At 46.8% G+C, this 24,371-nt stretch carries 20 protein-coding genes; 16 read left to right on the top strand and 4 right to left on the bottom strand.

Annotation, left to right across the window (positions count from 1 at the left end; translation table 11 throughout):
* Window positions 1-114 precede the first annotated feature (114 nt).
* The 8 genes from QA442_RS02690 to QA442_RS02725 all read left to right on the top strand — a co-directional run bounded on the left by QA442_RS02690 (window position 115) and on the right by QA442_RS02725 (window position 11,218).
* The gene (locus QA442_RS02690) at window positions 115-3,801 is read left to right on the top strand and encodes a nitrate reductase subunit alpha (protein ID WP_095432255.1); all 3,687 of its coding nucleotides are present in this window, start codon (window positions 115-117) and stop codon (window positions 3,799-3,801) included.
* Window positions 3,791-5,254: a nitrate reductase subunit beta gene (narH, locus tag QA442_RS02695; RefSeq protein WP_095432254.1), complete on the top strand. Its 1,464-nt coding sequence runs from the start codon at window positions 3,791-3,793 to the stop codon at window positions 5,252-5,254. The genes QA442_RS02690 and narH overlap by 11 nt, the downstream gene beginning before the upstream one ends.
* A 25-nt stretch (window positions 5,255-5,279) precedes the next feature.
* On the top strand, window positions 5,280-5,834 hold the full coding sequence (gene narJ / locus QA442_RS02700; protein ID WP_095432253.1) for a nitrate reductase molybdenum cofactor assembly chaperone: 555 nt from the start codon (window positions 5,280-5,282) through the stop codon (window positions 5,832-5,834).
* Entirely contained in the window at window positions 5,831-6,502 is a 672-nt protein-coding gene (narI, locus tag QA442_RS02705; RefSeq protein WP_095432252.1) for a respiratory nitrate reductase subunit gamma, read from the top strand. The genes narJ and narI overlap by 4 nt, the downstream gene beginning before the upstream one ends.
* A gap of 130 nt (window positions 6,503-6,632) precedes the next feature.
* Window positions 6,633-7,262, top strand: a complete 630-nt coding sequence (locus QA442_RS02710; protein WP_095432251.1) for a YitT family protein — start codon at window positions 6,633-6,635, stop codon at window positions 7,260-7,262.
* A gap of 103 nt (window positions 7,263-7,365) precedes the next feature.
* Window positions 7,366-8,868, top strand: coding sequence for a cardiolipin synthase (cls, locus tag QA442_RS02715; protein WP_095432250.1), 1,503 nt, complete (start codon window positions 7,366-7,368; stop codon window positions 8,866-8,868).
* An 88-nt stretch (window positions 8,869-8,956) separates the two neighbouring features.
* On the top strand, window positions 8,957-10,684 hold the full coding sequence (locus QA442_RS02720; RefSeq protein WP_069150499.1) for an ABC transporter ATP-binding protein: 1,728 nt from the start codon (window positions 8,957-8,959) through the stop codon (window positions 10,682-10,684).
* Between the two features lie 9 nt (window positions 10,685-10,693).
* Entirely contained in the window at window positions 10,694-11,218 is a 525-nt protein-coding gene (locus QA442_RS02725) for a dihydrofolate reductase family protein (RefSeq protein WP_095432249.1), read from the top strand.
* Between the two features lie 42 nt (window positions 11,219-11,260).
* On the opposite strand, the gene QA442_RS02730 is transcribed toward QA442_RS02725, so the two are convergent.
* From QA442_RS02730 to cls (QA442_RS02740), 3 genes are all read right to left on the bottom strand, one after another.
* On the bottom strand, window positions 11,261-11,533 hold the full coding sequence (locus QA442_RS02730) for a hypothetical protein (RefSeq protein ID WP_014665748.1): 273 nt from the start codon (window positions 11,531-11,533) through the stop codon (window positions 11,261-11,263).
* An 80-nt stretch (window positions 11,534-11,613) separates the two neighbouring features.
* A complete protein-coding gene (uvsE, locus tag QA442_RS02735) occupies window positions 11,614-12,576 on the bottom strand; it encodes a UV DNA damage repair endonuclease UvsE (RefSeq protein WP_095432248.1) in 963 nt (320 codons plus the stop codon).
* Window positions 12,577-12,588: 12 nt separating this feature from the next.
* A complete protein-coding gene (gene cls, locus QA442_RS02740) occupies window positions 12,589-13,788 on the bottom strand; it encodes a cardiolipin synthase (protein ID WP_095432247.1) in 1,200 nt (399 codons plus the stop codon).
* A gap of 155 nt (window positions 13,789-13,943) precedes the next feature.
* Here cls (QA442_RS02740) and QA442_RS02745 point away from each other — a divergent pair, with 155 nt between their 5' ends.
* The 4 genes from QA442_RS02745 to pyrG all read left to right on the top strand — a co-directional run bounded on the left by QA442_RS02745 (window position 13,944) and on the right by pyrG (window position 19,750).
* A complete protein-coding gene (locus QA442_RS02745) occupies window positions 13,944-16,061 on the top strand; it encodes a heterodisulfide reductase-related iron-sulfur binding cluster (RefSeq protein WP_095432246.1) in 2,118 nt (705 codons plus the stop codon).
* Complete coding sequence (gene acdA, locus QA442_RS02750; RefSeq protein WP_095432245.1) at window positions 16,058-17,197, top strand: acyl-CoA dehydrogenase AcdA; 1,140 nt, start codon at window positions 16,058-16,060, stop codon at window positions 17,195-17,197. Before QA442_RS02745 ends, acdA begins: the two co-directional genes overlap by 4 nt.
* A 182-nt stretch (window positions 17,198-17,379) precedes the next feature.
* Window positions 17,380-17,901, top strand: a complete 522-nt coding sequence (rpoE, locus tag QA442_RS02755; protein ID WP_095432244.1) for a DNA-directed RNA polymerase subunit delta — start codon at window positions 17,380-17,382, stop codon at window positions 17,899-17,901.
* A 241-nt stretch (window positions 17,902-18,142) separates the two neighbouring features.
* Window positions 18,143-19,750, top strand: a complete 1,608-nt coding sequence (gene pyrG / locus QA442_RS02760) for a glutamine hydrolyzing CTP synthase (protein ID WP_014665741.1) — start codon at window positions 18,143-18,145, stop codon at window positions 19,748-19,750.
* Window positions 19,751-19,832: 82 nt separating this feature from the next.
* Here pyrG and QA442_RS02765 read toward each other — a convergent pair whose 3' ends face one another.
* Window positions 19,833-20,354, bottom strand: coding sequence for a DUF2529 domain-containing protein (locus QA442_RS02765; RefSeq protein ID WP_095432243.1), 522 nt, complete (start codon window positions 20,352-20,354; stop codon window positions 19,833-19,835).
* Between the two features lie 165 nt (window positions 20,355-20,519).
* Here QA442_RS02765 and spo0F point away from each other — a divergent pair, with 165 nt between their 5' ends.
* The 4 genes from spo0F to QA442_RS02785 all read left to right on the top strand — a co-directional run bounded on the left by spo0F (window position 20,520) and on the right by QA442_RS02785 (window position 24,359).
* Complete coding sequence (gene spo0F / locus QA442_RS02770) at window positions 20,520-20,894, top strand: sporulation initiation phosphotransferase Spo0F (RefSeq protein ID WP_003227621.1); 375 nt, start codon at window positions 20,520-20,522, stop codon at window positions 20,892-20,894.
* A gap of 180 nt (window positions 20,895-21,074) precedes the next feature.
* Window positions 21,075-21,932 (top strand): class II fructose-bisphosphate aldolase, encoded by an 858-nt coding sequence (locus tag QA442_RS02775; protein WP_003243339.1) that lies wholly within the window; start codon window positions 21,075-21,077, stop codon window positions 21,930-21,932.
* Between the two features lie 120 nt (window positions 21,933-22,052).
* Window positions 22,053-22,691 carry a fructose-6-phosphate aldolase gene (gene fsa, locus QA442_RS02780; RefSeq protein ID WP_014665739.1) on the top strand — a complete coding sequence of 213 codons (639 nt, stop codon included), beginning with the start codon at window positions 22,053-22,055 and terminating at the stop codon, window positions 22,689-22,691.
* Between the two features lie 378 nt (window positions 22,692-23,069).
* Window positions 23,070-24,359 carry a UDP-N-acetylglucosamine 1-carboxyvinyltransferase gene (locus QA442_RS02785; protein WP_014665738.1) on the top strand — a complete coding sequence of 430 codons (1,290 nt, stop codon included), beginning with the start codon at window positions 23,070-23,072 and terminating at the stop codon, window positions 24,357-24,359.
* The last annotated feature ends 12 nt before the right edge of the window (window positions 24,360-24,371 follow it).

Raw genomic sequence — 24,371 nt, forward strand, 5'->3', positions numbered from 1 at the left:
TTTGTGTGAACATTTTGTGAAAAAAGCAGAGTGTGTGACATAGTTCACAAGGGAACACGCTGTCTCTGTTTATAGTGAACTTAGCACCACCTGACTCGGAAGGAGTGAACTCTCATGAAGAAAAAGAAAATGAGTCCGTTGTTTAGGAGATTGAATTTTTTCTCTCCTATAGAACACCATTCAAATAAACATAGCCAAACCACCCGCGAAGATCGCGATTGGGAGAATGTATACAGAAACAGATGGCAGTACGACAAAGTCGTTCGCTCCACCCACGGCGTTAACTGCACGGGGTCTTGCAGCTGGAATATTTATGTGAAAAACGGAATTGTCACGTGGGAAGGACAAAATTTGAATTACCCATCAACAGGCCCGGATATGCCTGATTTCGAACCGAGAGGCTGTCCGCGGGGGGCCAGTTTTTCATGGTATATCTACAGCCCGCTCCGTGTGAAATATCCATACGTGCGCAGTGTGCTGATCAATTTGTGGCGGGAAGCATTGCAGATGCATCAAAATCCGCTGGATGCCTGGAAATCTATCGTTGAAAACCCTGAAAAAGCGAAGTCCTATAAACAGGCGAGAGGGAAAGGCGGTTTTGTTCGTGCTGAATGGCCGGAGGTGCTGAAGCTGATTTCAGCCTCTCTGCTGTATACAGTGATGAAATACGGGCCCGACCGGAATGTCGGCTTTTCTCCGATTCCGGCCATGTCCATGATCAGCCACGCGTCAGGCTCCCGGTTTATGTCGTTAATCGGCGGCCCTATGCTCAGTTTTTATGACTGGTATGCGGATCTTCCGCCGGCGTCCCCGCAAATTTGGGGTGACCAGACGGACGTTCCAGAAAGCAGTGATTGGTACAATTCAGGCTATATCATCACATGGGGCTCCAACGTGCCGTTAACGAGAACCCCTGACGCGCACTTTTTGGCGGAGGCCCGCTATAAAGGCGCTAAGGTCATTTCGATCAGTCCGGATTTTGCGGAATCCTCAAAGTTCGCGGATGACTGGCTGAGTATCCGCCAAGGGACTGACGGGGCGCTTGCGATGGCCATGGGTCACGTCATTCTTCAGGAATTCTACGTGAACCAAGAAACTGAACGTTTTATTGAGTATGCGAAGCAATACACTGATTTTCCATTTCTCGTCACCTTATCAAAAGAAAATGGCGTATACACAGCGGGCCGGTTTTTGCATGCGAAGGACATCGGGCGGCAGACAAAGCATGATCAGTGGAAGCCCGCAGTCTGGAATGAACAGACAGGCGCATTTGCCATACCGCAGGGGACAATGGGTTCCCGCTGGGACGGGAAGCAGAAATGGAACCTGCATATGATTGATGAAGAAACAGGAGAAGCGATTGAACCCCGTCTTTCTGTGCTCGGAATAGAGGATGAAATCGGCACGGTGCGCATCCCGTATTTTTCAAATGACGGAAACAAAGTGCTCGAGCGGGATCTTCCTATTAAAAAAATGAACCTGAACGGTGAAGAGACGTACGTCACGACCGTGTTTGACTTGATACTGGCTAACTACGGCGTAAATCGGGGCATCGGCGAACAACAAGCTGTCTCCTATGATGATCCAGAGCCGTTTACGCCTGCATGGCAGGAACAAATGACAGGAATCAAAAAAGAAGCTGTCGTTAAGATTGCCAGAGAGTTTGCTCAAAATGCGATCGATACAGACGGCCGGTCCATGATTATCGTAGGAGCCGGCATTAACCACTGGTTCAACTCCGACACGATCTACCGAGCGGTGTTAAATCTTGTTTTGCTTGTAGGCGCCCAAGGCGTAAATGGCGGAGGCTGGGCCCATTACGTCGGGCAGGAAAAGCTCCGACCTGCTGAAGGATGGCAGACGATTGCAACTGCAAAGGACTGGGAGGGCGTTCCCAAGCTGCAAAACGGCACTTCATTTTTCTACTTTGCGACAGATCAGTGGCGTTACGAGGACCAGCCGATCAGTGATTTGGCATCACCGATTGCTGCGTCATCCCGCTACAAGCACCACGCTGATTACAATGTGCTGGCGGCGCGGCTAGGGTGGCTTCCGTCTTACCCGACTTTCAATCAAAATGGCATCGATCTGTATAAAGAAGCTGAAAAAGCAGGGGCAGCAACACCTGAAGACGTAGGTGCGTACGTGGCCTCACAGCTCCAAGAGAAAAAACTGAAATTCGCGATTGAAGATCCTGACAATGAAGTGAATTTCCCAAGGAATCTCTTTGTATGGCGGGCAAATCTGATCTCAAGCTCAGGAAAAGGGCATGAATATTTTCTCAAGCATTTGCTGGGGACGACGAATGGTTTAATGAATGACGACAGCGACAGCATCCGCCCTGAAGAAATCAAATGGCGGGAGCAGGCGCCGGAAGGAAAGCTCGACTTATTAATCAATCTTGATTTTCGAATGGCGGGTACGGCGCTGTATTCTGATATCGTGCTGCCGGCGGCGACATGGTATGAAAAACATGATCTCAGCAGCACGGATATGCATCCGTTCATTCATCCATTTGCTCCGGCGATCTCGGCTCCGTGGGAATCGAAGTCAGACTGGGATATTTTCAAGGCGCTGTCAAAAGCCGTTTCAGATCTGGCAGAAGAAGTCGATATGGAGCCGGTGAAAGAAGTGGTTGCGACGCCGCTCCTCCACGACACCATGCAGGAATTGGCCCAGCCATTCGGCAAAATCAATGACTGGAGCAAGGGCGAATGTGAAGCCATTCCGGGAAAAACGATGCCGAACATCCAAGTCGTTGAACGGGATTACAAACACATTTTTCATAAAATGACCGCACTCGGTCCTAACGCTGCTTTAAAGCCGAGCGGAACAAAAGGGATGAGCTGGTCAATAGCCGATGAATATGAATCGCTCAAAAAGAGACTGGGAGAAATCACCTCAGACAGCGTGGCAAAGGGATGTCCAAATATAAGTGAAGCAAAGCAGGCGGCAGAAGCGATTTTAACCCTATCGTCCACTTCGAATGGAAAGGTCGCCGTAAAAGCATGGGAATCACTTGAAAACATCACAAACCTGAAGCTGAAAGACCTGGCGGAAGAGCGTGAGGAAGAATGCTTTACGTTCGAACAAATTACAGCCCAGCCGAAAACGGTCATCACATCTCCGGCGTTTACCGGCTCTGAAAAAGGCGGGCGCAGGTATTCGCCGTTTACGACGAATGTGGAGAAATTAATCCCGTGGCGAACGCTGACAGGCAGACAATCCTATTATGTCGATCATGAACTGATGATGGAATTCGGTGAAACGATGGCGACATTTAAACCGATCCTCCAGCACCGCCCGTTTCTAAGCAAGCGGCCTGATCAAGAGGGAAAAGAGATCGTCCTCAATTATTTGACGCCGCATAACAAATGGTCCGTCCACAGCATGTATTTTGATTCCTTGCCGATGCTGACGCTGTTCCGCGGCGGGCCGACCGTATGGATGAATAAAGATGATGCAGAGGACACGGATATTAAAGACAACGATTGGATTGAATGCTTCAACCGAAACGGCGTTGTCGTCGCGAGAGCGGTTTTGTCTCATCGGATTCCTAAAGGAATGGCGTTTATGCACCATGCCCAGGACCGCCACATCAACGTGCCAGGAACAAAGCTGACGAATAACCGCGGAGGCACCCATAACAGCCCTACAAGGATTCACGTCAAGCCGACACAGATGATCGGGGGCTACGCCCAGCTCAGCTACGGCTTTAACTATTACGGCCCAACGGGGAATCAGCGCGACCTGAATGTCGTCATCCGCAAGCTGAAGGAGGTCGATTGGCTTGAAGATTAAAGCGCAAATCGGTATGGTCATGAACTTGGATAAATGCATCGGCTGCCACACGTGCAGCGTCACCTGCAAAAACACGTGGACAAACCGTTCCGGTGCGGAATATATGTACTTCAATAATGTAGAAACAAAGCCGGGCATCGGCTACCCGAAGCAATGGGAGGACCAGGACAAATATAAAGGCGGCTGGACATTGAAAAAAGGAAAGCTCGAGCTGAAATCAGGCTCGAAAACAAACCGGCTTGCAGGCCTTTTCTATAATCCAAATCAGCCATCAATTGATGATTACTATGAACCTTGGAACTATGATTATGAAACATTAACGAATAGCCCGCAGAAAAAACACCAGCCAGTGGCACGACCGAAATCGTCCTTGACGGGGGATTTCATGAATATCGAATGGGGGCCGAACTGGGAGGATGATCTCGCAGGCGGCCACATAACGGGACTTGAAGATCCAAACGTGCAAAAGATGGAGGAATCGATCAAAACAGAATTCGATGAGGTCTTTATGATGTATCTGCCCCGTATTTGCGAGCACTGCATCAACCCGGCGTGCGTTTCATCCTGTCCGTCCGGCGCCATGTACAAACGCGAGGAGGACGGCATTGTGCTTGTGGATCAAAACGCATGCCGTTCATGGAGATATTGCGTCTCATCGTGTCCTTATAAAAAAGTCTATTTTAACTGGCAAACGAACAAAGCGGAAAAATGCACACTCTGCTTTCCGCGTTTGGAGGCGGGACTGCCGACCATCTGCTCCGAGACGTGTGTTGGCAGAATCCGCTACCTCGGCGTCATGCTGTATGACGCGGACAAAGTGGAGGAAGCGGCATCTGTTGAAAACGAAAAGGATCTCTACCATTCTCAATTGGATGTTTTTCTTGATCCGAATGATCCTGAGATTGCCAAATTGGCAAAAGAACAGGGCATTCCGGCTGAATGGATAGAGGCCGCGCAGCAATCACCAATCTATAAAATGATCATTGACTGGAAGATAGCGCTGCCGCTTCATCCTGAGTACCGCACGCTGCCAATGGTGTGGTACATTCCGCCGCTCAGCCCGATTATGAATCTCTTTGAAGGAAAAGGCAGCCGGCAAACGGCGGAAGATATTTTTCCGGCTATCGACCAAATGAGAATCCCGATAGATTACTTGGCGCAGCTGTTAACAGCCGGTGATACGGATCATATTCGGTCAACATTAAAGAAAATGTCTGTCATGCGCCAGTATATGAGAGCGGTCCAGACGAATAAATCAATCGATCCGGAACTGATCTCCAGTGTCGGCTTAACAGAACAGCAAATTGAAGACATGTATCGGCTGCTTGCGATTGCTAAATATGATGACCGCTTTGTGATTCCGAGCAGCCATCGAGAAGAAGTATCAGATTTATACGCTGAACAAGGAAGCTGCGGCTTATCATTTTCAGGCGGCCCCGGCTCCTGTTTCTAACTTTTGATAAATGAGGTGTAACAAGATGAACACCACAGATCGGCAAATCACGTTCTCTGCTCTTTCCTGTCTTCTCTCTTATCCGGATGAAGAGTGGAGAGCCGAGCTTCCCGATTGGAAGGCTCTTATCCATGAAATCGGCAACCGGCAAATCCGGGAGAAGCTGCTGCACTTTTTCGAGACGTCAGCCAGCTTTTCTCCGGAAGCGCTGATTGAACACTATGTCTATACATTCGACTTCGGGAAAAAAACAAATATGTATGTCACCTACTTTAACTCAGGCGAGCAAAGGGAACGCGGCATCGAATTGCTGCATTTAAAAAACACCTATCAGCAATCCGGTTTCCTGCCGACAGAGAAGGAACTGCCAGATTACCTGCCGCTGATGCTGGAATTTGCCGCAGTTGCAGAAATTGAAGCAGCGAGAAGTGTGTTTGAGAAGTATTTGTCAAATGTAAGGGAGCTGGCATCCCGCCTCGAAAAAAATGACAGCATATACGCTGGGCTGCTGCACGTGCTGCTGGCCGCGCTGGAAAACCTCAGCGTTCGTGAAAGCATTGAAGGGACTGTTCAGGCATGAACGGACAGATCCTCTGGGGCGTGATGCCATACATTGTATTGACGATCTTTATCGGCGGCCATATTTACCGATACCAGCATGACCAATTTGGCTGGACGGCGAAATCAAGCGAGATGTTAGAAAAGAAAAAACTTGCGGCGGGCAGCGCTCTTTTTCATTGGGGACTGCTGTGCGTTGTCGGCGGGCATGTCATGGGAATTTTGATCCCGGAAGGCGTGTATGGTGCAATTGGCATTTCAGAGCACATGTATCACAAAATGGCGATTGGTGCAGGCCTGCCGGCGGGGATTGCGGCATGTACCGGACTTGTCATCCTGACGTACAGACGGCTGTTTGACAAAAGAATCCGCAAAACCAGCTCGCCATCGGATATCCTTACGCTCATCCTGCTGCTTTTCATGATGCTGTCGGGTGTTGCGGCCACGTTTCTCAACATTGATTCGAAAGGCTTTGATTACCGGACAACAGTCGGGCCGTGGTTCAGGGAAATCGTTTTGTTCCGGCCTGACCCCTCGTTGATGGAGAGTGTCCCGCTATGGTTTAAGTTTCATATTGTGATAGGCTACGTTGTTTTTATCCTGTGGCCGTTTACAAGATTGGTTCATGTGTTCAGTCTGCCGCTAAAGTATCTGACCCGCAGCTATGTCGTGTATCGGAAACGCTCGTAAAAATCCCCCTTGCAAGAGGGGGATTTATTTATCTTGATGAAAACATAAGATATTTTCTGCCAAGATAATGGCTGGGCGGCCGGCAGTCTTGTTATGTTTGTATTGCATCATCTGAAAAGGAGAGTGAAGAATGAAGCGGATTTTACTCATTTTAATGGCTTGTCTTATGACAAGCGCCGGGGTCCTGACACTCAGACATTCTCATGTATTAACCGGCGGCACGGCTGGACTGTCACTAAGCCTGACATACTTGTTTCACTCCTCGTTTGCCATCACCTTCTTTCTGATCAATATCCCGTTTTATGTGTTTTCTCTCATCAGAATGGGCATCAAATTCACGCTATCCACCGCATTTGCAGTCACAGCGCTGACTCTGTTCACAAGCGCGGATATCTGGCTGCCGTCTGCCTCTTTTTCACCGCTTGCCGGGGCGATTTGCGGCGGGGCGCTGATCGGGCTCGGCCTGTCGCTCATGTTTTACCATCAGGCTTCACTCGGCGGTGCCAATATTCTCGCTTTATTTCTGCAAAAACGATACGGCTGGAACCCCGGGACAGTTAATTTTCTCTTCGATTTTGCCGCAGTGCTGGCCGGCATTTTCTCAGTCGGCTTGCTGAAAGGGCTCTGCTCCTTAGTGTCCATCGCGGTCACGGGCCTGATCGTCGGCTTCTTCAAAAATAAAATCAAAAGCAGCTACTCCCTCAATCCGATTTTGCTCAAGAACATGACACCCGGCCAATCTCAGGAAGCCTCATCATAGGCCTTTCCGCTTTTTTTGCGGTGAGGCTTTTTGCATAGAAGGTTTACAGACTAGAAAAAAGAGGTAATACAGAGGTAATCGAATCAGATAGGAGAGAATTAGGATGCTGAAAAGGAGACTGGAATTTTTCTTTTTATATATGATGCTCATCGGGGCATATGTCATATGGTTTTTTCCGGTTTCCAGACTTGAGTTTTACGGAGGATTGCTTTGCTATATAAGCATTATTTTGTTCAGCATCTATTCATTAATTCTTGAAAACCGCACCTCGCAGCACACGCTGTTATGGATCCACATTCTTGTCTTTTTTCCAATCGTCGGCTACGTGTTTTATCTCTTTTCCGGACAGCTTTATGTAAAGGGCAAGCTGTTTAAGACAAAACGAATGTACAACAGGGAGAAGCTCAGGAAGCTGTTTGACAAGGAGGAAACGCCCGAAGTGACAGGGCTGAAGGACAATCAAGAGAGGTTCTTTACATATTCCATCAAGGCTGCCCATATGAATATCAATACGAAAAGCAAGATCAAAGTGCTGAAAAACGGCGAAGAAACCTTTCCTGAACTTTTCAAAGCGATGAGAAAAGCGGAGTCTTACATACATATTGAATACTACATGTTTAAATCAGACATGCTTGGGCGCGGCATGATGGACATTATGATGGAGAAAGCGCGCCAGGGTGTCGAGGTGAGGTTTTTATACGATGCGGCAGGGAGCATGAAGCTGGCAAGAAGAGACATTATGAGAATGAAACAAGCGGGAGTGAATATCGTTCCGTTCTCTCCGCTGAAATACGGGTTCTTCAACCAGAAGCTGAATTTCAGAAATCACCGAAAAATTGTGATCATCGATGGAAAAATCGGCTTTGTGGGCGGCTTAAATGTCGGGAAGGAATATATCAGCCGGGATCCGCACATCGGGTTTTGGAGAGACACTCACCTTCGGTTGGAAGGTGAGATTGTGCAAACGCTTCACGCCATCTTTATGCTGGATTGGGAATACGTCTCCAATGAAGTGTTAATTGATCAAGAAGAGTACAATACCCCTGTGCCCGTGGAGGGAGGGGGCATTTATCAAATTGTCGCGACAGGCCCTGACATGAAGGAAAGCATGAGCGACCTATACTATGAAATGATTTCTTCCGCACAGAAGTCAATCTGGATTGCCACGCCCTATTTTGTCCCCAATGAATCCATTCGCACAGCGCTGAAAGCAGCAGCGACAAAAGGCGTGGAGGTAAGGGTTATGGTGCCGGAGAGGAACGACAGCTTTTTGACCCAATACGCGTCGAGGTCCTATTTCCCGGAGCTGCTTCTTGAGGGGATTGAAGTGTACTCCTACCAAAAAGGCTTCATGCATCAAAAAGTCATGATCATTGATGGCGATCTCGCCTCCGTCGGCACGGCGAATATGGACATGCGCAGCTTTCAGCTCAACTTTGAAGTGAATGTGTTCTTCACGGATGCCGAAGCGATCCGCACCCTTGAGGCCCATTTTGAAGAGGATATGCAGGAAAGTGAAAAGCTCAGCCCTGTCGGCTTTTATAAAAGAGGCGTGGCTGACCGGACAAAAGAGTCATTTGCCCGCTTGTTTTCAGGGGTTCTGTAAGAAAAAAGAAATCTGATCTTTCAAAACGGCCTGTGTATAGTATAATTGAGAAATATTATCAGTTATTTATACATTGGGGGAAGATAGGGTGCTGCGGCAATTTTTTTCATATTATAAACCATATAAAACGTTGTTCTTTCTCGACTTTTTCTCAGCGATCGCGGGAGGTTTAATGGAGCTGAGCTTTCCTTTGATCGTCAATTATTTTATTGATACCTTGCTGCCGGGCAGGGACTGGGGGTTGATCATCGCGACCTCAATCGGCTTATTTGCGGTGTACGCGCTCAGCTCAGCTCTTCAGTATATTGTGACCTACTGGGGGCACATGCTCGGAATTAATATCGAGACGGATATGAGAAAGTCGCTTTTTGACCATTTGCAAAAGCTCCCGTTTAAATTTTACGACAACAACAAGACGGGAACACTGATGTCGAAGCTGACGAACGATTTAATGTATATCGGTGAAGTTGCCCATCACGGTCCGGAAGACTTATTCATTGCCGTCATGACCATACTCGGTGCGTTCGGAGTGATGCTGTTTATTAACTGGCAGCTGGCATTATTAACGTTTATCATTATGCCGATCGTCATTTGGCTGGCGCTTTATTTCAACAAAAAAATGACCAAAGCATTTACCACACTGAACAAAGATATCGGGGACTTCAGCGCGCGGGTAGAAAATAATATCGGCGGGATCCGGCTTGTGCAGGCGTTCGGCAATGAAGCGTTTGAAAAAGAACGCTTCGCCGTCAACAACCAGCGTTTTCGTGTCACAAAGCTTTCTTCCTACAAAATCATGGCGAAAAACGGTTCAATCAGCTATATGCTGACCAGGTTTGTCACGCTGTTTGTCCTTTTGTGCGGGACGTGGTTTGTTATTCGCGGCTCCTTATCGTACGGGGAATTTGTGGCGTTTGTGCTCCTGACGAATGTGCTGTTCAGGCCTATTGACAAAATTAATGCCATTATTGAAATGTATCCGAGGGGGATCGCCGGTTTCAAAAGCTATATGGAACTCATGGAGACCGAGCCGGATATTCAGGATTTACCTGATGCGAGAGATGTTTCCGGCCTGAAGGGCAATATCCGCTATGAACATGTTTCGTTTGGCTATGATGACCATCACAACGTCCTCAATGACATTAACCTATCCATTCAAGCGGGGGAAACGGTTGCGTTCGTTGGTCCGTCAGGTGCGGGAAAATCAACGCTTTGCAGCCTGCTACCGCGCTTTTATGAAGCATCGGAGGGCGACATTACAATTGACGGTATCAGCATAAAAGACATGACGCTTTCTTCATTGCGCGGGCAAATTGGCGTCGTACAGCAGGACGTTTTCTTATTCGCGGGTACGCTTAGAGAAAATATCGCCTACGGCCGATTAAGCGCATCAGAAGAAGACATTTGGCAGGCTGTGAAGCAGGCGCATCTGGAAGATCTCGTCCATAGCATGCCGGATGGATTGGATACTATGATTGGCGAACGCGGCGTGAAGCTTTCCGGCGGACAAAAACAACGTTTGTCAATTGCGCGGATGTTCTTGAAAAATCCGTCGATCCTGATTCTCGACGAAGCCACCTCAGCCCTTGATACGGAAACGGAAGCGGCGATCCAAAAGGCGCTTCAAGAGTTGTCCGAGGGGCGCACGACGCTCGTCATCGCCCACAGGCTGGCGACAATCAAAGACGCGGACAGAATTGTAGTCGTTACAAACAATGGGATTGAAGAACAAGGCCGTCATCAAGACCTGATCGAAGCCGGAGGCCTATACAGCAGGCTGCATCAAGCGCAATTCGGGCAAATGGTGCAGCGATAGGGGGAGAACATGGACAGAAAAAATGTGCTGTACATTGCTGTTTCATTGGACGGAATGATCGCAAGAGAAGATGGAAGCATCGATTGGCTGGAGGAATTTGAAGGTGAAGGCGACAACGGCTACAGTGATTTTTATCAGACTGTTGATACAGTCATTTTAGGGCGGAGCACATATGAGCACGTTAAAGTGCTAACCCCCGTTTTCCCGTATCAGGGTAAAACCTGCTATGTTTTTACAGGATCACCCGACAGTTATCAGGATGAACATGTGACGTTTATCAATGAGGGAGCCAGAGTCTTCACTGACCGTTTGAAACAGGAAAAAGGCTTAAACATCTGGATAGCTGGCGGGGCAGAGCTGGTGAATGCCTTTATGAAAGAAGATGCCATCGACGAATTCATCATCACCGTTATTCCGGTTGTGTTAGGAAGCGGCATCCCGCTGTTTCAAGAGCTAACGAACGAAACAAAGCTACGGCTAAAAGGGATGAAACAATTTGGACAAGCGGTTCAGCTCCATTATGTAAGATCATAAGAAAAAGGATAGACAAGATGTCTATCCTTTTTATATGTAAATTTAAAGCGCTTCTCTTTCAGCAGGCTCGATGAGATTTTGGAATTTCTCAATCAGCTGTGGCGCTTTTGTTCCTTCCACTACGATCAGATATTCCTTTTCGTTATGAGCCATGCGGAATGTTTCAAGCTCAATTAAGCTTTTGATTTTGCACATCGTTTTCTTTGAGTAAATATAAACCTCGTGACTTCCGGAATGGCACATCTTATAAAGATGAATCAAATTTCTTAAAGTAAATGCCTGTGCGGCTACTTTCAGAGACTTGATGTTTTTCATGATCTTTCTCCTCCATCGATTGTTGTCTTATATAGCCTATGTTCCCAGAGCGAGCAAGCCGTAAACCTGTTTTTGCACATTTATGACTTCCATTGCAGCACGCCGCCGCCGATGCGTTTGACACCGCGGATGGAGCTTAATTCATCCATCAAGCGGAGAAGCGCCTTGTCTTTCTGCTTTGCTTCGATCATGAAATCTATATTTGTTCCCCATTGCCTAAAGCGTTCCAACAGCGGCAGCAAAAAGTTGGCGTCAACATAATCGGCATGGCTGCGCATGGCTTGCTCCGATTTTGGGGAAGACAAGTGAACCTTAGGCTGAAGGCCGATCCGCTCCCACGTTTTGATCATCCGGGGCAGCGCTTCATTCAGGTCGGCGTGATCATCTGGATTGGCGTAAAAATGATGAAAGTCAAAGACGAACGGAACATCCTCCTGCTCACAGACCTGAAGCGTTTCTTCCGTCGTATATGTTTTATCATCATTTTCAAGTGTCATCCGCTGCTTGATCTCCTGTGGCAGCTGTTTTATATTGTGATGAAATTGCGCAGTGGCGGTGTCTTTATTTCCATAAGCGCCGCCAATATGAATATTGATCACGGAGCGATCAGCAATGCCCATGGCTTCAAGCATACGGTAATGATACGCCATATCGGTTACCGCATTTTTTGTGATAGATTCCTTCGGGCTCGTAAACAGAGTGAATTGGTTTGGATGAAAGCTTGTTCTCAGTTGATGTGTTTTCACAAGCTCTCCAATCTCCCGAAACTCTTTTTGAAATGGTGTTACAAAATCCCACATCACCTCGGGATGCGTAGCCAGCGGCACAATCGAACTGGAAAAACGGTACAAAGGAATGCCGTGTCCGATGATATAGTGAAGGGTTCTCATCGTATTGCGTAAATTGGCTTTTGTCACTGTCAGAAGCGCTTCTTTTCTTTCAGTCTTTGAAAGCTTTGAATAACGCGCGAATGTCAATGTTTTAGCGGGAGACGCATCCCAAAGGCTCATCGCATTTGAAACGAACCCAAATCTGAAAATCATAGGAACTCTCCTTTATAAGAAATAAGATAACGCCTTGCCGAGCCATTCCGCCGGGCGCTGTCTGAACGTACGCTTTTTGAAATTCTCCTTTGTCAGCAGCTCCGACCTATTAATATCCTCTTCAATCGTGGCATAGACTTCTTTTGTAAAAGCCTTATCATCGATTTCAACATTCACCTCTTCATTTAAAAAGAAGCTTCGCTGATCAAAATTGGCGGTGCCGATGACGCTGAAGTGATCGTCAATGATCAGGGCTTTCACATGATAAAACCCCTGGTAAAAACGGTAGATAAGACAGCCGGCATCCAAGAGCTCTGAATAATACGTAAAAGCTGCCTCTCTGACCAGCGGATGATCTGATTTCATCGGCACGATGAGCGTAACAGTTACACCGTTTTTTCTTGCTTTGACCAATGCCTGCTGAAGCGGTTTTGTCGGAATATAATAAGGTGTGCAAATGGTAATGCGATCTTTTGCCTGCGCGATATTTGCCAAATACGTTTTTTCAAGAGAATAACCATCAGTCGCATAAATCTTAAGAGAGATATTCCCTTGCGGAAGCTCCGGCCAAACATCCGGGGCCAGTTCAGCTGATCCGGTATTTCGTTTTAGATCGGCTGTAAAAAGCGTCTGAAGATCGCGGACACCTTCTCCCTTCATGCGCAGATGATAATCCTCCCAATTGCCGAACTTCGCCTTCTTTCCAAGGTATTCCTCACCGATGTTAAACCCGCCGATATAACCGATCTTCCCGTCTATCACAGCGATTTTTCGGTGATTTCGTTTGTGCATATGGAAAAAGAAAAAAGGAAAACGGGGCTTGTTAAGAAAATGAACATGGACCCCGGCATTTTTCATCGTCTTCAGCGCCGGTTTTTTAATTTTTTGGCTGCCTGACCAATCCAGCAGCAAATAAACAGAAACACCGGCTTTAGCTTTTGCTTTCAGTAGCGTAAACATATTGTGGCTGACCTCATCATTTTTCATAATAAAAAACATCACGTGAACAGAGGAAACAGCCTGGCGGATGTCTTCCATCATCCGTTCGACAAGATCAGCGCCGCAGTGGATTAATTCGATGTCACTCTTCTTTTTTGAAAAAACAGGCTCGTACGCCTTCTTTCTGTATCCGGCACGGCCCATGAAGATATCAAGCAGAATCAAAGCAAAAAAAATAACGACAATGATCATAATCACGATAAATACCTTCATACCGGCACTCCTTTCCGTAGTAAAGGTAGTGTGCCCGAACAGCGGGAATTTAATTATTGACTGAACACTCATTCATTATTTATCATAAAGGTAATCTTATACAGATTCGGGGGTAGGGGATCGCGGTCTTTATCCAGTAAAAAGGGGGAATTGGAATGAGCGGCTTTCTCATCGCAAATGCATTATTATTTTTGATTGTAACCGCTTACGCTGTCTATTTGTTTGTGTACTTGGTCAAAACGAGACTGGCCTATATCAAGCTCGGCCAGAAAGAACAATTTGATCAACGGTTCAAGGAACGGCTTCGCGCCATCTGGGTGAATGTATTCGGGCAGAAAAAACTGCTCAAGGACAAGAAAAGCGGTATCATTCACGTCATGTTTTTCTATGGATTTATTTTGGTTCAGTTCGGAGCGATTGACTTTATCATCAAAGGACTGGCTCCCGGCCGAAATCTGCCGCTTGGCCCGGTCTATCCAGCTTTCACTTTTTTTCAGGAAATCGTTACGTTTCTCATTTTAATTGCTGTGGGATGGGCATTCTACAGACGTTATATTGAAAAGCTCGTGAGGCTGAAACGCAATTTCAAAGCCGGACTCGTTCTCATTTTCATCGGAGGGTTAATGCTGACCGTTCTGCTTGGAAACGGGATGAATCTGATCTGGCATGAGCATGGGCTTTCTTGGAGCGAGCCAATTGCTTCAGGTATTGCGTTTATGCTTAGCGGGGTCGGGAAAACAGGCGCGGCGGTGATTTTCTATATCGCATGGTGGATCCATCTCCTCTTCTTGCTTAGCTTTTTAGTGTACGTACCTCAGTCGAAGCATGCCCATTTACTCGCCGGCCCGGCAAATGTATTTTTCAATCGAATGGAATCTGCCGGAAAACTTGAAAAAATAGATTTTACCGACGAAACGAAAGAAAGCTACGGAGCGGGGAAAATTGAAGATTTCAGGCAGTCCCAGCTGCTTGATTTGTACGCATGTGTTGAGTGCGGCCGCTGCACCAATATGTGCCCTGCAACAGGCACCGGAAAAATGCTGTCTCCGATGGACTTGATTTTGCGTCTCAGAGACCATCTCACGGAAAAAGGCGCCGCCGTCACCTCGCGCTCGCCATGGGTGCCCGCGGCAGCGTTCCAACATACGAGAGGCAATCAGCTGGCGGCAGCGTCAGCGGGCAGCGGATCGCAGGAAGCCGCAGCGGCGCTGGATTACAGTCCAAGCTTGATCGGCGACGTCATCACAGAGGAAGAAATTTGGGCGTGCACCACTTGCCGAAACTGTGAGGATCAATGCCCGGTCATGAATGAGCACGTGGATAAAATCATCGACCTCCGCCGCTACCTCGTACTGACTGAAGGAAAAATGGACAGTGACGCCCAGCGCGCGATGACTAGTATCGAGCGGCAGGGAAATCCGTGGGGATTGAACCGCAAGGAACGCGAAAACTGGCGTGACGCGGCGCCGGATGCTGAGATTCCGACCGTGAAAGAAATGAAAAAAGAAGGAAAAGAGTTTGAGTACCTTTTCTGGGTTGGTTCCATGGGGTCCTACGACAACAGAAGCCAGAAAATCGCGATTTCCTTTGCCAAGCTGCTCAATCACGCAGGCGTGTCCTTCGCGATCCTCGGCAATAAAGAAAAAAATTCAGGAGACACCCCGCGCCGCCTCGGAAATGAATTTTTGTTCCAAGAGCTGGCTGAGAAGAATATTTCTGAATTTGAAAAAAATGATGTCAAAAAAATCGTTACGATCGATCCCCATGCATACAATTTATTTAAAAACGAATATCCGGATTTCGGATTTGAAGGCGAGGTTTATCATCATACAGAGGTGCTGGCCGAGCTTGTGAAAAACGGAAAGTTAAAGCCGCAGCACCCGCTTCATGAGACGATTACCTTCCATGATTCGTGCTATTTGGGCCGGTACAATGAAGTCTATGATCCGCCGAGAGAGATTTTGAAAGCCATTCCGGGCGTGCAGCTGATTGAAATGGAGAGGAACCGGGAAACCGGCATGTGCTGCGGAGCCGGCGGGGGATTAATGTGGATGGAGGAGGAAACGGGCAACAGGATTAACGTCGCCAGGACTGAGCAAGCGCTAGCGGTCAACCCATCGGTGATCAGTTCCGGCTGTCCGTACTGTCTCACGATGCTTGGGGACGGCACAAAGGCGAAGGAAGCCGAAGACCAAGTCAAAACATACGACGTCGTCGAGCTTCTGGCTCAATCCGTTTTAGGCGCTGACCTGAAAATGGGGGAGAAGGAATGAATTTTTCATTATCAGAAGAACACGAGATGATACGAAAATTGGTGCGCGATTTTGCGAAACATGAGGTGGCTCCGACAGCGGCAGAACGAGACGAACAAGAACGCTTCGATCGCGAACTGTTTCGGGAAATGGCAAATCTGGGGCTGACGGGTATTCCGTGGCCTGAAGATTACGGTGGAATCGGGAGTGATGATTTGGCCTACGTCATCGCGGTGGAGGAGCTGTCAAAAGTGTGCGCCTCCACCGGTGTGACGCTTTCCGCCCATATCTCTCTTTGCAGCTGGCCGCTGTTTGCCTTTGGGACGGAGGAACAGAAGACAGAGTACTTAACACAGCTGGCCCTAGGAGAGAAAATCGGCGCATTCGCTTTGACCGAAGCAGGGTCAGGTTCTGACGCCGGCGGCATGAAAACAACTGCTGAACGAATCGGCGATGACTATGTGTTAAATGGTTCAAAAGTGTTTATCACAAACGGCGGTGTTGCTGATATTTATATTGTTTTCGCAGTCACCGATCCCGAGAAAAAGAAAAAAGGCATTACCGCTTTTATAGTAGAAAAGGATTTTGAAGGATTTTTTACAGGCAAGAAAGAAAAGAAGCTGGGCATCCGTTCTTCACCGACAACGGAAATCATGTTCGAAGATTGTGTAGTCCCTGCATCAAACCGTCTCGGAGTAGAAGGAGAAGGCTTCAAAATCGCGATGAAGACGCTTGACGGAGGCAGAAACGGCATCGCCGCACAAGCCGTGGGCATCGCTCAAGGGGCGCTTGACGCGGCGCTTCAATATGCAAAAGAGCGAAAGCAATTCGGAAAAGCGATCGCTGAGCAGCAGGGCATCGCTTTTAAACTCGCGGATATGGCGACAATGATAGAAGCTTCAAGGCTACTGACCTATCAGGCTGCATGGTTAGAATCATCAGGCCTTCCATATGGAAAAGCTTCCGCCATGTCCAAACTGATGGCTGGGGATACGGCGATGAAGGTGACGACTGAAGCCGTGCAGATTTTCGGCGGCTACGGCTATACAAAAGATTATCCAGTAGAACGCTATATGCGTGATGCGAAAATCACGCAAATCTATGAAGGCACTCAAGAAATTCAAAGACTTGTCATCTCAAGAATGCTCGCGGATTAACGGAAAACATCTCTCAGTCGGATCACTCTTGTAAAATTATTTAAATTAACGCTGTTAAGGGTAGCATATTCTGTTTTATTTTGTTTATAATGAGAGGTATGGTTTGTATAAGAACGATACAAAATCGCTTTCATTATTGATAAAACAGATACATATAAGTAATAGAAAGGGAGTGTCCGACCTTGGGTATCAAACAATATTCACAGGAAGAGCTAAAGGAAATGGCTTTAGTTGAAATCGCTCACGAATTATTTGAAGAACATAAAAAACCAGTTCCTTTTCAGGAGCTTTTAAATGAAATTGCATCTTTGCTCGGCGTGAAAAAAGAAGAGCTTGGAGACCGCATCGCTCAATTTTATACAGATTTAAACATTGACGGCCGCTTCCTGGCGCTTTCTGACCAGACGTGGGGGCTTCGAAGCTGGTATCCGTATGATCAGCTTGATGAAGAAACTCAGCCGACAGTCAAGGCGAAAAAGAAAAAAGCGAAGAAAGCAGTCGAGGAAGATCTTGATCTTGACGAGTTTGAAGAGATCGACGAGGACGACCTTGATTTGGATGAAGTTGAGGAAGAACTTGATCTTGAGACCAACGATTTTGATGATGAAGATATTGATGAAGACGATGACGATCTTGAGATTGAAGAAGATATTATTGATGAAGATGATGAAGACTATGACGATGAAGAAGAGGAAATTAAATAGTATCAGATTTCATCTTCAAAACGATCTTGACTTTCATAGTCGAACTAGGTAGTATGTATTTTGGGCTCTTCAAAAACGAAGAGAGAACATAGTACGTTATGCTCCCTTTCAAGAAATTGAAAGGGAGCTTTCTTATTTTCACCCCTCATTTTTCTTATAAATCATTTAAAAGGCTAAATGATTTTTTATAAAATAGTACATTTTAAAAATGTAGCTAAGAGCGAAGAGAGGAGCAAACGAAATGACGAAATATATTTTTGTAACCGGGGGAGTTGTATCCTCACTTGGAAAGGGTATTGTAGCAGCTTCATTAGGACGTTTGCTGAAAAACCGCGGACTGAACGTGACGATTCAAAAATTCGATCCATACATCAATGTTGACCCGGGAACAATGAGCCCGTACCAGCACGGTGAAGTATTCGTAACGGATGACGGCGCTGAAACAGACTTGGACCTTGGTCACTATGAGCGTTTTATCGACATTAATCTGAATAAATTCAGCAACGTGACAACAGGTAAAATCTATTCAACAGTTCTTAAAAAAGAACGCCGCGGAGATTACCTTGGCGGAACCGTGCAGGTCATCCCGCACATCACAAACGAATTGAAAGACCGTGTTTACCGCGCAGGAAAAGAGACAAACGCAGATGTCGTTATTACAGAAATCGGCGGTACTGTCGGAGACATCGAATCATTGCCATTCCTTGAAGCAATCCGCCAAATGAAGAGCGACATCGGCCGTGAAAACGTAATGTACATCCACTGTACGCTTGTTCCTTACATTAAAGCTGCTGGGGAATTAAAAACAAAACCGACACAGCACAGCGTAAAAGAATTGCGCAGCTTGGGCATTCAGCCAAACATCATCGTCGTTCGTACAGAAATGCCGATTTCTCAAGATATGAAAGATAAAATCGCGCTATTCTGCGACATCGATACAAAAGCGGTTATTGAATGTGAAGATGCGGACAACCTCTACTCCATTCCGCTTGAGCTTCAAAAACAAGGGCTTGATAAGCTTGTTTGCGAGCACATGAAATTGGCATGCGAAGAAGCGGAAATGTCCGAGTGGAAAGAGCTTGTTAACAAGGTCAGCAACCTGTCTCAAACGATTACAATCGGCCTTGTCGGCAAATACGTTGAGCTTCCTGACGCATACATTTCTGTTGTCGAGTCCCTTCGCCATGCGGGCTATGCGTTTGACACAGATGTAAAAGTGAAATGGATCAACGCGGAAGAAGTGACAGAAAACAATATCGCAGAACTCACAAGCGGAACTGACGGCATCATTGTGCCGGGCGGATTCGGAGACCGCGGTGTTGAAGGCAAAATCGTCGCAACAAAATACGCGCGCGAAAACAACATTCCGTTCTTGGGCATTTGCTTGGGCATGCAGGTGGCGTCTATTGAATACGCACGAAACGTATTGGGCTTAAAAGGCGCTCACTCAGCGGAAATTGATCCGTCAACTCAATACCCGATCATTGACCTTCTTCCTGAACAGAAGGATGTTGAGGATCTCGGAGGAACGCTTCGTCTCGGCCTTTACCCTTGTAAGCTTGAAGAAGGCACGAAAGCCTTTGAAGTGTATCAGGATGAAGTGGTGTACGAGCGCCACCGCCATCGCTATGAGTTTAACAATGAATTCAGACAGCAAATGGAAGAGCAAGGCTTCGTATTCTCAGGCACAAGCCCTGACGGACGCCTTGTTGAAATCATCGAGCTGAAAGACCACCCTTGGTTCGTGGCTTCTCAGTTCCACCCAGAGTTCAAGTCAAGACCGACAAGACCTCAGCCTCTATTCAAAGGCTTTATCGGAGCGTCTGTCGAAGCTGCGAATCAGAAGTAACAAAAAAAGACTTGCCGTTTGTCAAAAGCGGGCAAGTCTTTTTTATTTGTTTTCGGCAAGATCAAGCATGTACAATAAGATATTATGCATACTCTTGCAGAATTTCTTTTAGGGTAAACGATAAAGCGTGATAGACATACAGTGCCGTCATTAAAGAGGGAAATCCGTAACGGGTGCCGTCTTCATCGGGAACAAGCGGCATTTTTAATTTGGAATCAATATGCACATCACAATACTGTTCTATTCCCGCGCTATCTTTGGCTGTGGGCGATACGCATACGACTCCCGCGCCTTTTTCATACAGCTCTTTTGCGAGCGCCTGCTCTTCGGCTGTGCCTGTCCCTGAGCAAAACATCAGCACCCTGTCGCTTTCTGTCACTTCTTCAGCGCTTTCTGGAAAGGCTTTGACAGATGGAAAGGGTTCTTTGCTTTCAGTGGCCTCATAAAAGACGCCCTGAAGCTCGTTCGCTCCGTATAAATAAATGGAATGCCCGCTGATCACCGCTTGAGCAAGCAGCCGCGCCCCATCTTCAATCGCGTCAGATTCCTTATCCTGAATGCGGGAAAAAATACCTGTTAACTGCGTCGTAAATATTTTCAACATAAGTGAATCCTCCTTTATAACGTACAATATCAGTATACAACAAAAGAGAAAATGCTCAGAAAATGTCGTAAAGTAGACTATTATAATTAAAGGAAATAGGAAAATCAAACAGAATACATACACTACTGCTTACTTTTGACGAAAATCATAATATTGGGGTGTAAAATGATGAATGAAAAAATTTTAATCGTTGATGATCAATACGGCATTCGTATTTTGCTTAATGAAGTGTTCAATAAAGAAGGCTACCAGACGTTTCAGGCTGCAAACGGCCTGCAGGCGCTTGACATTGTGACAAAAGAACGGCCCGACCTGGTGCTTTTAGACATGAAAATTCCCGGCATGGACGGAATCGAAATCCTAAAACGGATGAAGGTCATTGACGAAAACATCCGGGTCATTATCATGACGGCATACGGAGAGCTCGACATGATCCAGGAATCAAAGGAATTGGGCGCTCTGACGCACTTTGCAAAGCCGTTTGACATCGACGAAATCAGAGACGCCGTCAAAAAATATCTGCCCCTGAAGTCTAACTGACAAAAAGAAGAAACAAATGAATGATGTCATTGTGTTGCCGATTTGTCGAAAAGTTGGTATCCTAGTTATGGAGAAAAAGCGATCTGAGTATTTACATATGACAGCAATATATGGGTCATGCTAGGGTGGAAAGCTTTTTTCGCTAGAAGACAATCAGGCTACATAAGGAGGACATTCGACATGCCTTTAGTTTCTATGACGGAAATGTTGAATACAGCTAAAGAAAAAGGGTACGCTGTAGGACAATTTAACTTAAACAACCTTGAGTTCACTCAAGCGATTTTACAAGCAGCTGAAGAAGAAAAATCTCCAGTGATCCTTGGTGTTTCCGAAGGTGCGGGACGCTACATGGGCGGCTTCAAAACAGTCGTTGCTATGGTAAAAGCACTTATGGAAGAGTACAAAGTGACAGTTCCTGTTGCGATTCACTTAGACCACGGTTCAAGCTTTGAATCTTGTGCGAAAGCGATTCATGCAGGTTTCACATCTGTAATGATCGACGCTTCTCACCATCCATTTGAAGAAAACGTAGCAACAACTGCTAAAGTTGTTGAGCTTGCTCATTTCCACGGAGTATCTGTAGAAGCTGAGCTTGGAACAGTCGGCGGACAAGAAGATGACGTTATCGCTGAAGGCGTAATCTACGCTGACCCTAAAGAGTGCCAAGAGCTTGTTGAGCGCACTGGCATCGACTGCCTTGCACCTGCATTAGGTTCTGTTCACGGCCCTTACAAAGGCGAACCAAACCTTGGTTTCAAAGAAATGGAAGAAATCGGGAAATCAACTGGTCTTCCGCTAGTTCTTCACGGCGGTACTGGAATTCCGACTGCTGACATCAAAAAATCAATTTCACTTGGTACAGCTAAAATCAACGTGAATACTGAAAACCAAATTTCTTCTGCAAAAGCTGTTCGCGAAACATTGGCAGCTAAGCCTGACGAGTACGATCCACGTAAATATCTTGGACCAGCTCGTGAAGCGATCAAAGAAACAGTTATCGGTAAAATGCGTGAATTTGGTTCTTCAAACCAAGCTTAATTCAATTGGAACTTTTTATAGCCGCCTGACAGCTTGACAGGCGGTTTTCCGTCTATCTATAGAAAGCGCAATCATAATTCACAGTTCAGAAAATTTCTTAATCAGGGAGGCTTTTTGAAAATGTTATTCTTTGTTGATACAGCGAATATCGATGAAATTAAAGAAGCGAATGAATTAGGAATTCTCGCCGGTGTTACGACGAACCCTAGTTTAGTAGCAAAGGAAGCTAACGTATCATTCCACGACCGTCTTCGCGAGATCACAGACGTCGTGAAAGGGTCTGTAAGCGCAGAGGTTATTTCTTTGAAAGCTGAGGAAATGATCGAGGAAGGAAAAGAACTGGCGAAAATCGCTCCGAACATTACGGTCAAAATTCCAATGACGTCTGACGGTTTAAAAGCGGTGAGAGCACTTACTGACTTAGGCATCAAAACAAACGTTACATTGATCTTCAATGCCAACCAGGCGCTTCTTGCTGCCAGAGCGGGGGCGACGTATGTATCTCCATTCCTGGGACGTTTAGATGACATCGGCCACAATGGACTTGACCTGATTTCAGAAGTTAAACAGATTTTTGACATTCACGGACTTGACACGCAAATCATTGCAGCGTCTATCCGCCACCCGCAGCACGTGACAGAAGCCGCTTTAAGAGGGGCTCACATCGGCACAATGCCGCTGAAAGTCATTCATGCGCTCACTAAACACCCGTTAACAGACAAAGGAATCGAACAATTCCTGGCAGACTGGAACAAATAATGAAAGGGGCGGCAAACAGCTTTATGCCTGTTTGCCGCGGCCTTTGTTTTTCACCGACCTGATACAGCGGACCTTCAGATGCTGACGCCGCTTTACAGAGAAGGAATCATTGGGCTGCAGAAGCTGATATCGGAATGAAGGGTTTGCGTACTGCTTTTGCCGGATGAAGACGATGTCTCTTAAGCCGGCGGGTCTCTGTGCAACTTTTGAAACCTGTGCCCCGCAAAGCTTCGCTATTTTCTTCCTGATATTTTACAATGTGTTGTATTCTTTCTCTTCGAATTGGCTAGATTTTGGACATGAGCTTTATTTGCAGAGACAGAATAAAATGACATTTTATTTAGCTCCGCAGCTATCTTCTTATGGAAGGAGACTATCATGGAAAAGTTGAATATTGCCGGCGGTGACTCGTTAAACGGTACAGTACATATCAGTGGCGCTAAAAACAGCGCTGTTGCGTTAATACCTGCAACCATTTTGGCAAATTCCGAGGTGACAATTGAAGGGCTTCCAGAGATTTCAGATATTGAAACGCTGCGTGACCTGTTAAAGGAAATCGGCGGCAACGTGCATTTTGAGAATGGGGAAATGGTTGTTGACCCTACATCGATGATCAGCATGCCGCTTCCTAACGGGAAAGTAAAAAAGCTTCGCGCGTCGTATTATTTAATGGGGGCGATGCTAGGCCGCTTTAAGCAAGCAGTCATTGGATTGCCTGGCGGCTGTCACTTAGGGCCCCGCCCGATTGATCAGCATATCAAAGGCTTTGAGGCGCTCGGAGCTGAAGTAACCAATGAACAAGGCGCCATTTATTTGCGAGCTGAAAGGCTGAGAGGCGCACGGATTTATTTAGATGTCGTAAGCGTAGGAGCAACGATTAACATTATGCTCGCCGCTGTTTTGGCAGAAGGGAAAACGATTATCGAAAACGCTGCCAAAGAGCCTGAGATTATTGACGTCGCGACATTGCTTACAAGCATGGGCGCCAAAATCAAAGGCGCGGGCACCAATGTGATCCGAATCGACGGCGTTCAGGAACTGCACGGCTGCAAGCATACGATCATACCGGACAGAATTGAGGCCGGGACATTTATGATTGCGGGCGCTGCAATGGGCAAGGAAGTCATTATCGATAACGTCATTCCCACTCATCTTGAGTCGTTAACGGCAAAGCTGAGAGAAATGGGCTATCATATCGAAACAAGCGACGACCAGCTTCTTATTGTCGGCGGGCAGAAGAACTTAAAGCCGGTTGACGTCAAAACCCTCGTATATCCGGGGTTTCCGACGGATTTACAGCAGCCGATGACGGCGCTTCTGACAAGGGCAAAAGGGACAAGCGTCGTTACAGACACCATCTACTCGGCAAGATTCAAGCACATTGATGAGCTGAGACGGATGGGTGCCAATATGAAAGTAGAAGGCAGATCCGCCATCATCACAGGTCCTGTCGAGCTTCAAGGCGCAAAAGTGAAGGCGAGCGATCTTCGTGCCGGTGCCTGCTTGGTGGTAGCCGGACTGATGGCTGACGGCGTCACGGAAATTACAGGACTGGAGCATATTGACCGCGGCTACAGCAGCCTTGAGAAGAAGCTTGAGGGGCTTGGAGCTACAATTTGGCGTGAAAGAATGACAGACGAAGAAATAGAACAGCTTCAAAATTCATAATGGTTTCTTGTG

It is taken from the genome of Bacillus stercoris (assembly GCF_029772985.1).
Classification (GTDB): Bacteria; Bacillota; Bacilli; order Bacillales; family Bacillaceae; genus Bacillus; species Bacillus stercoris.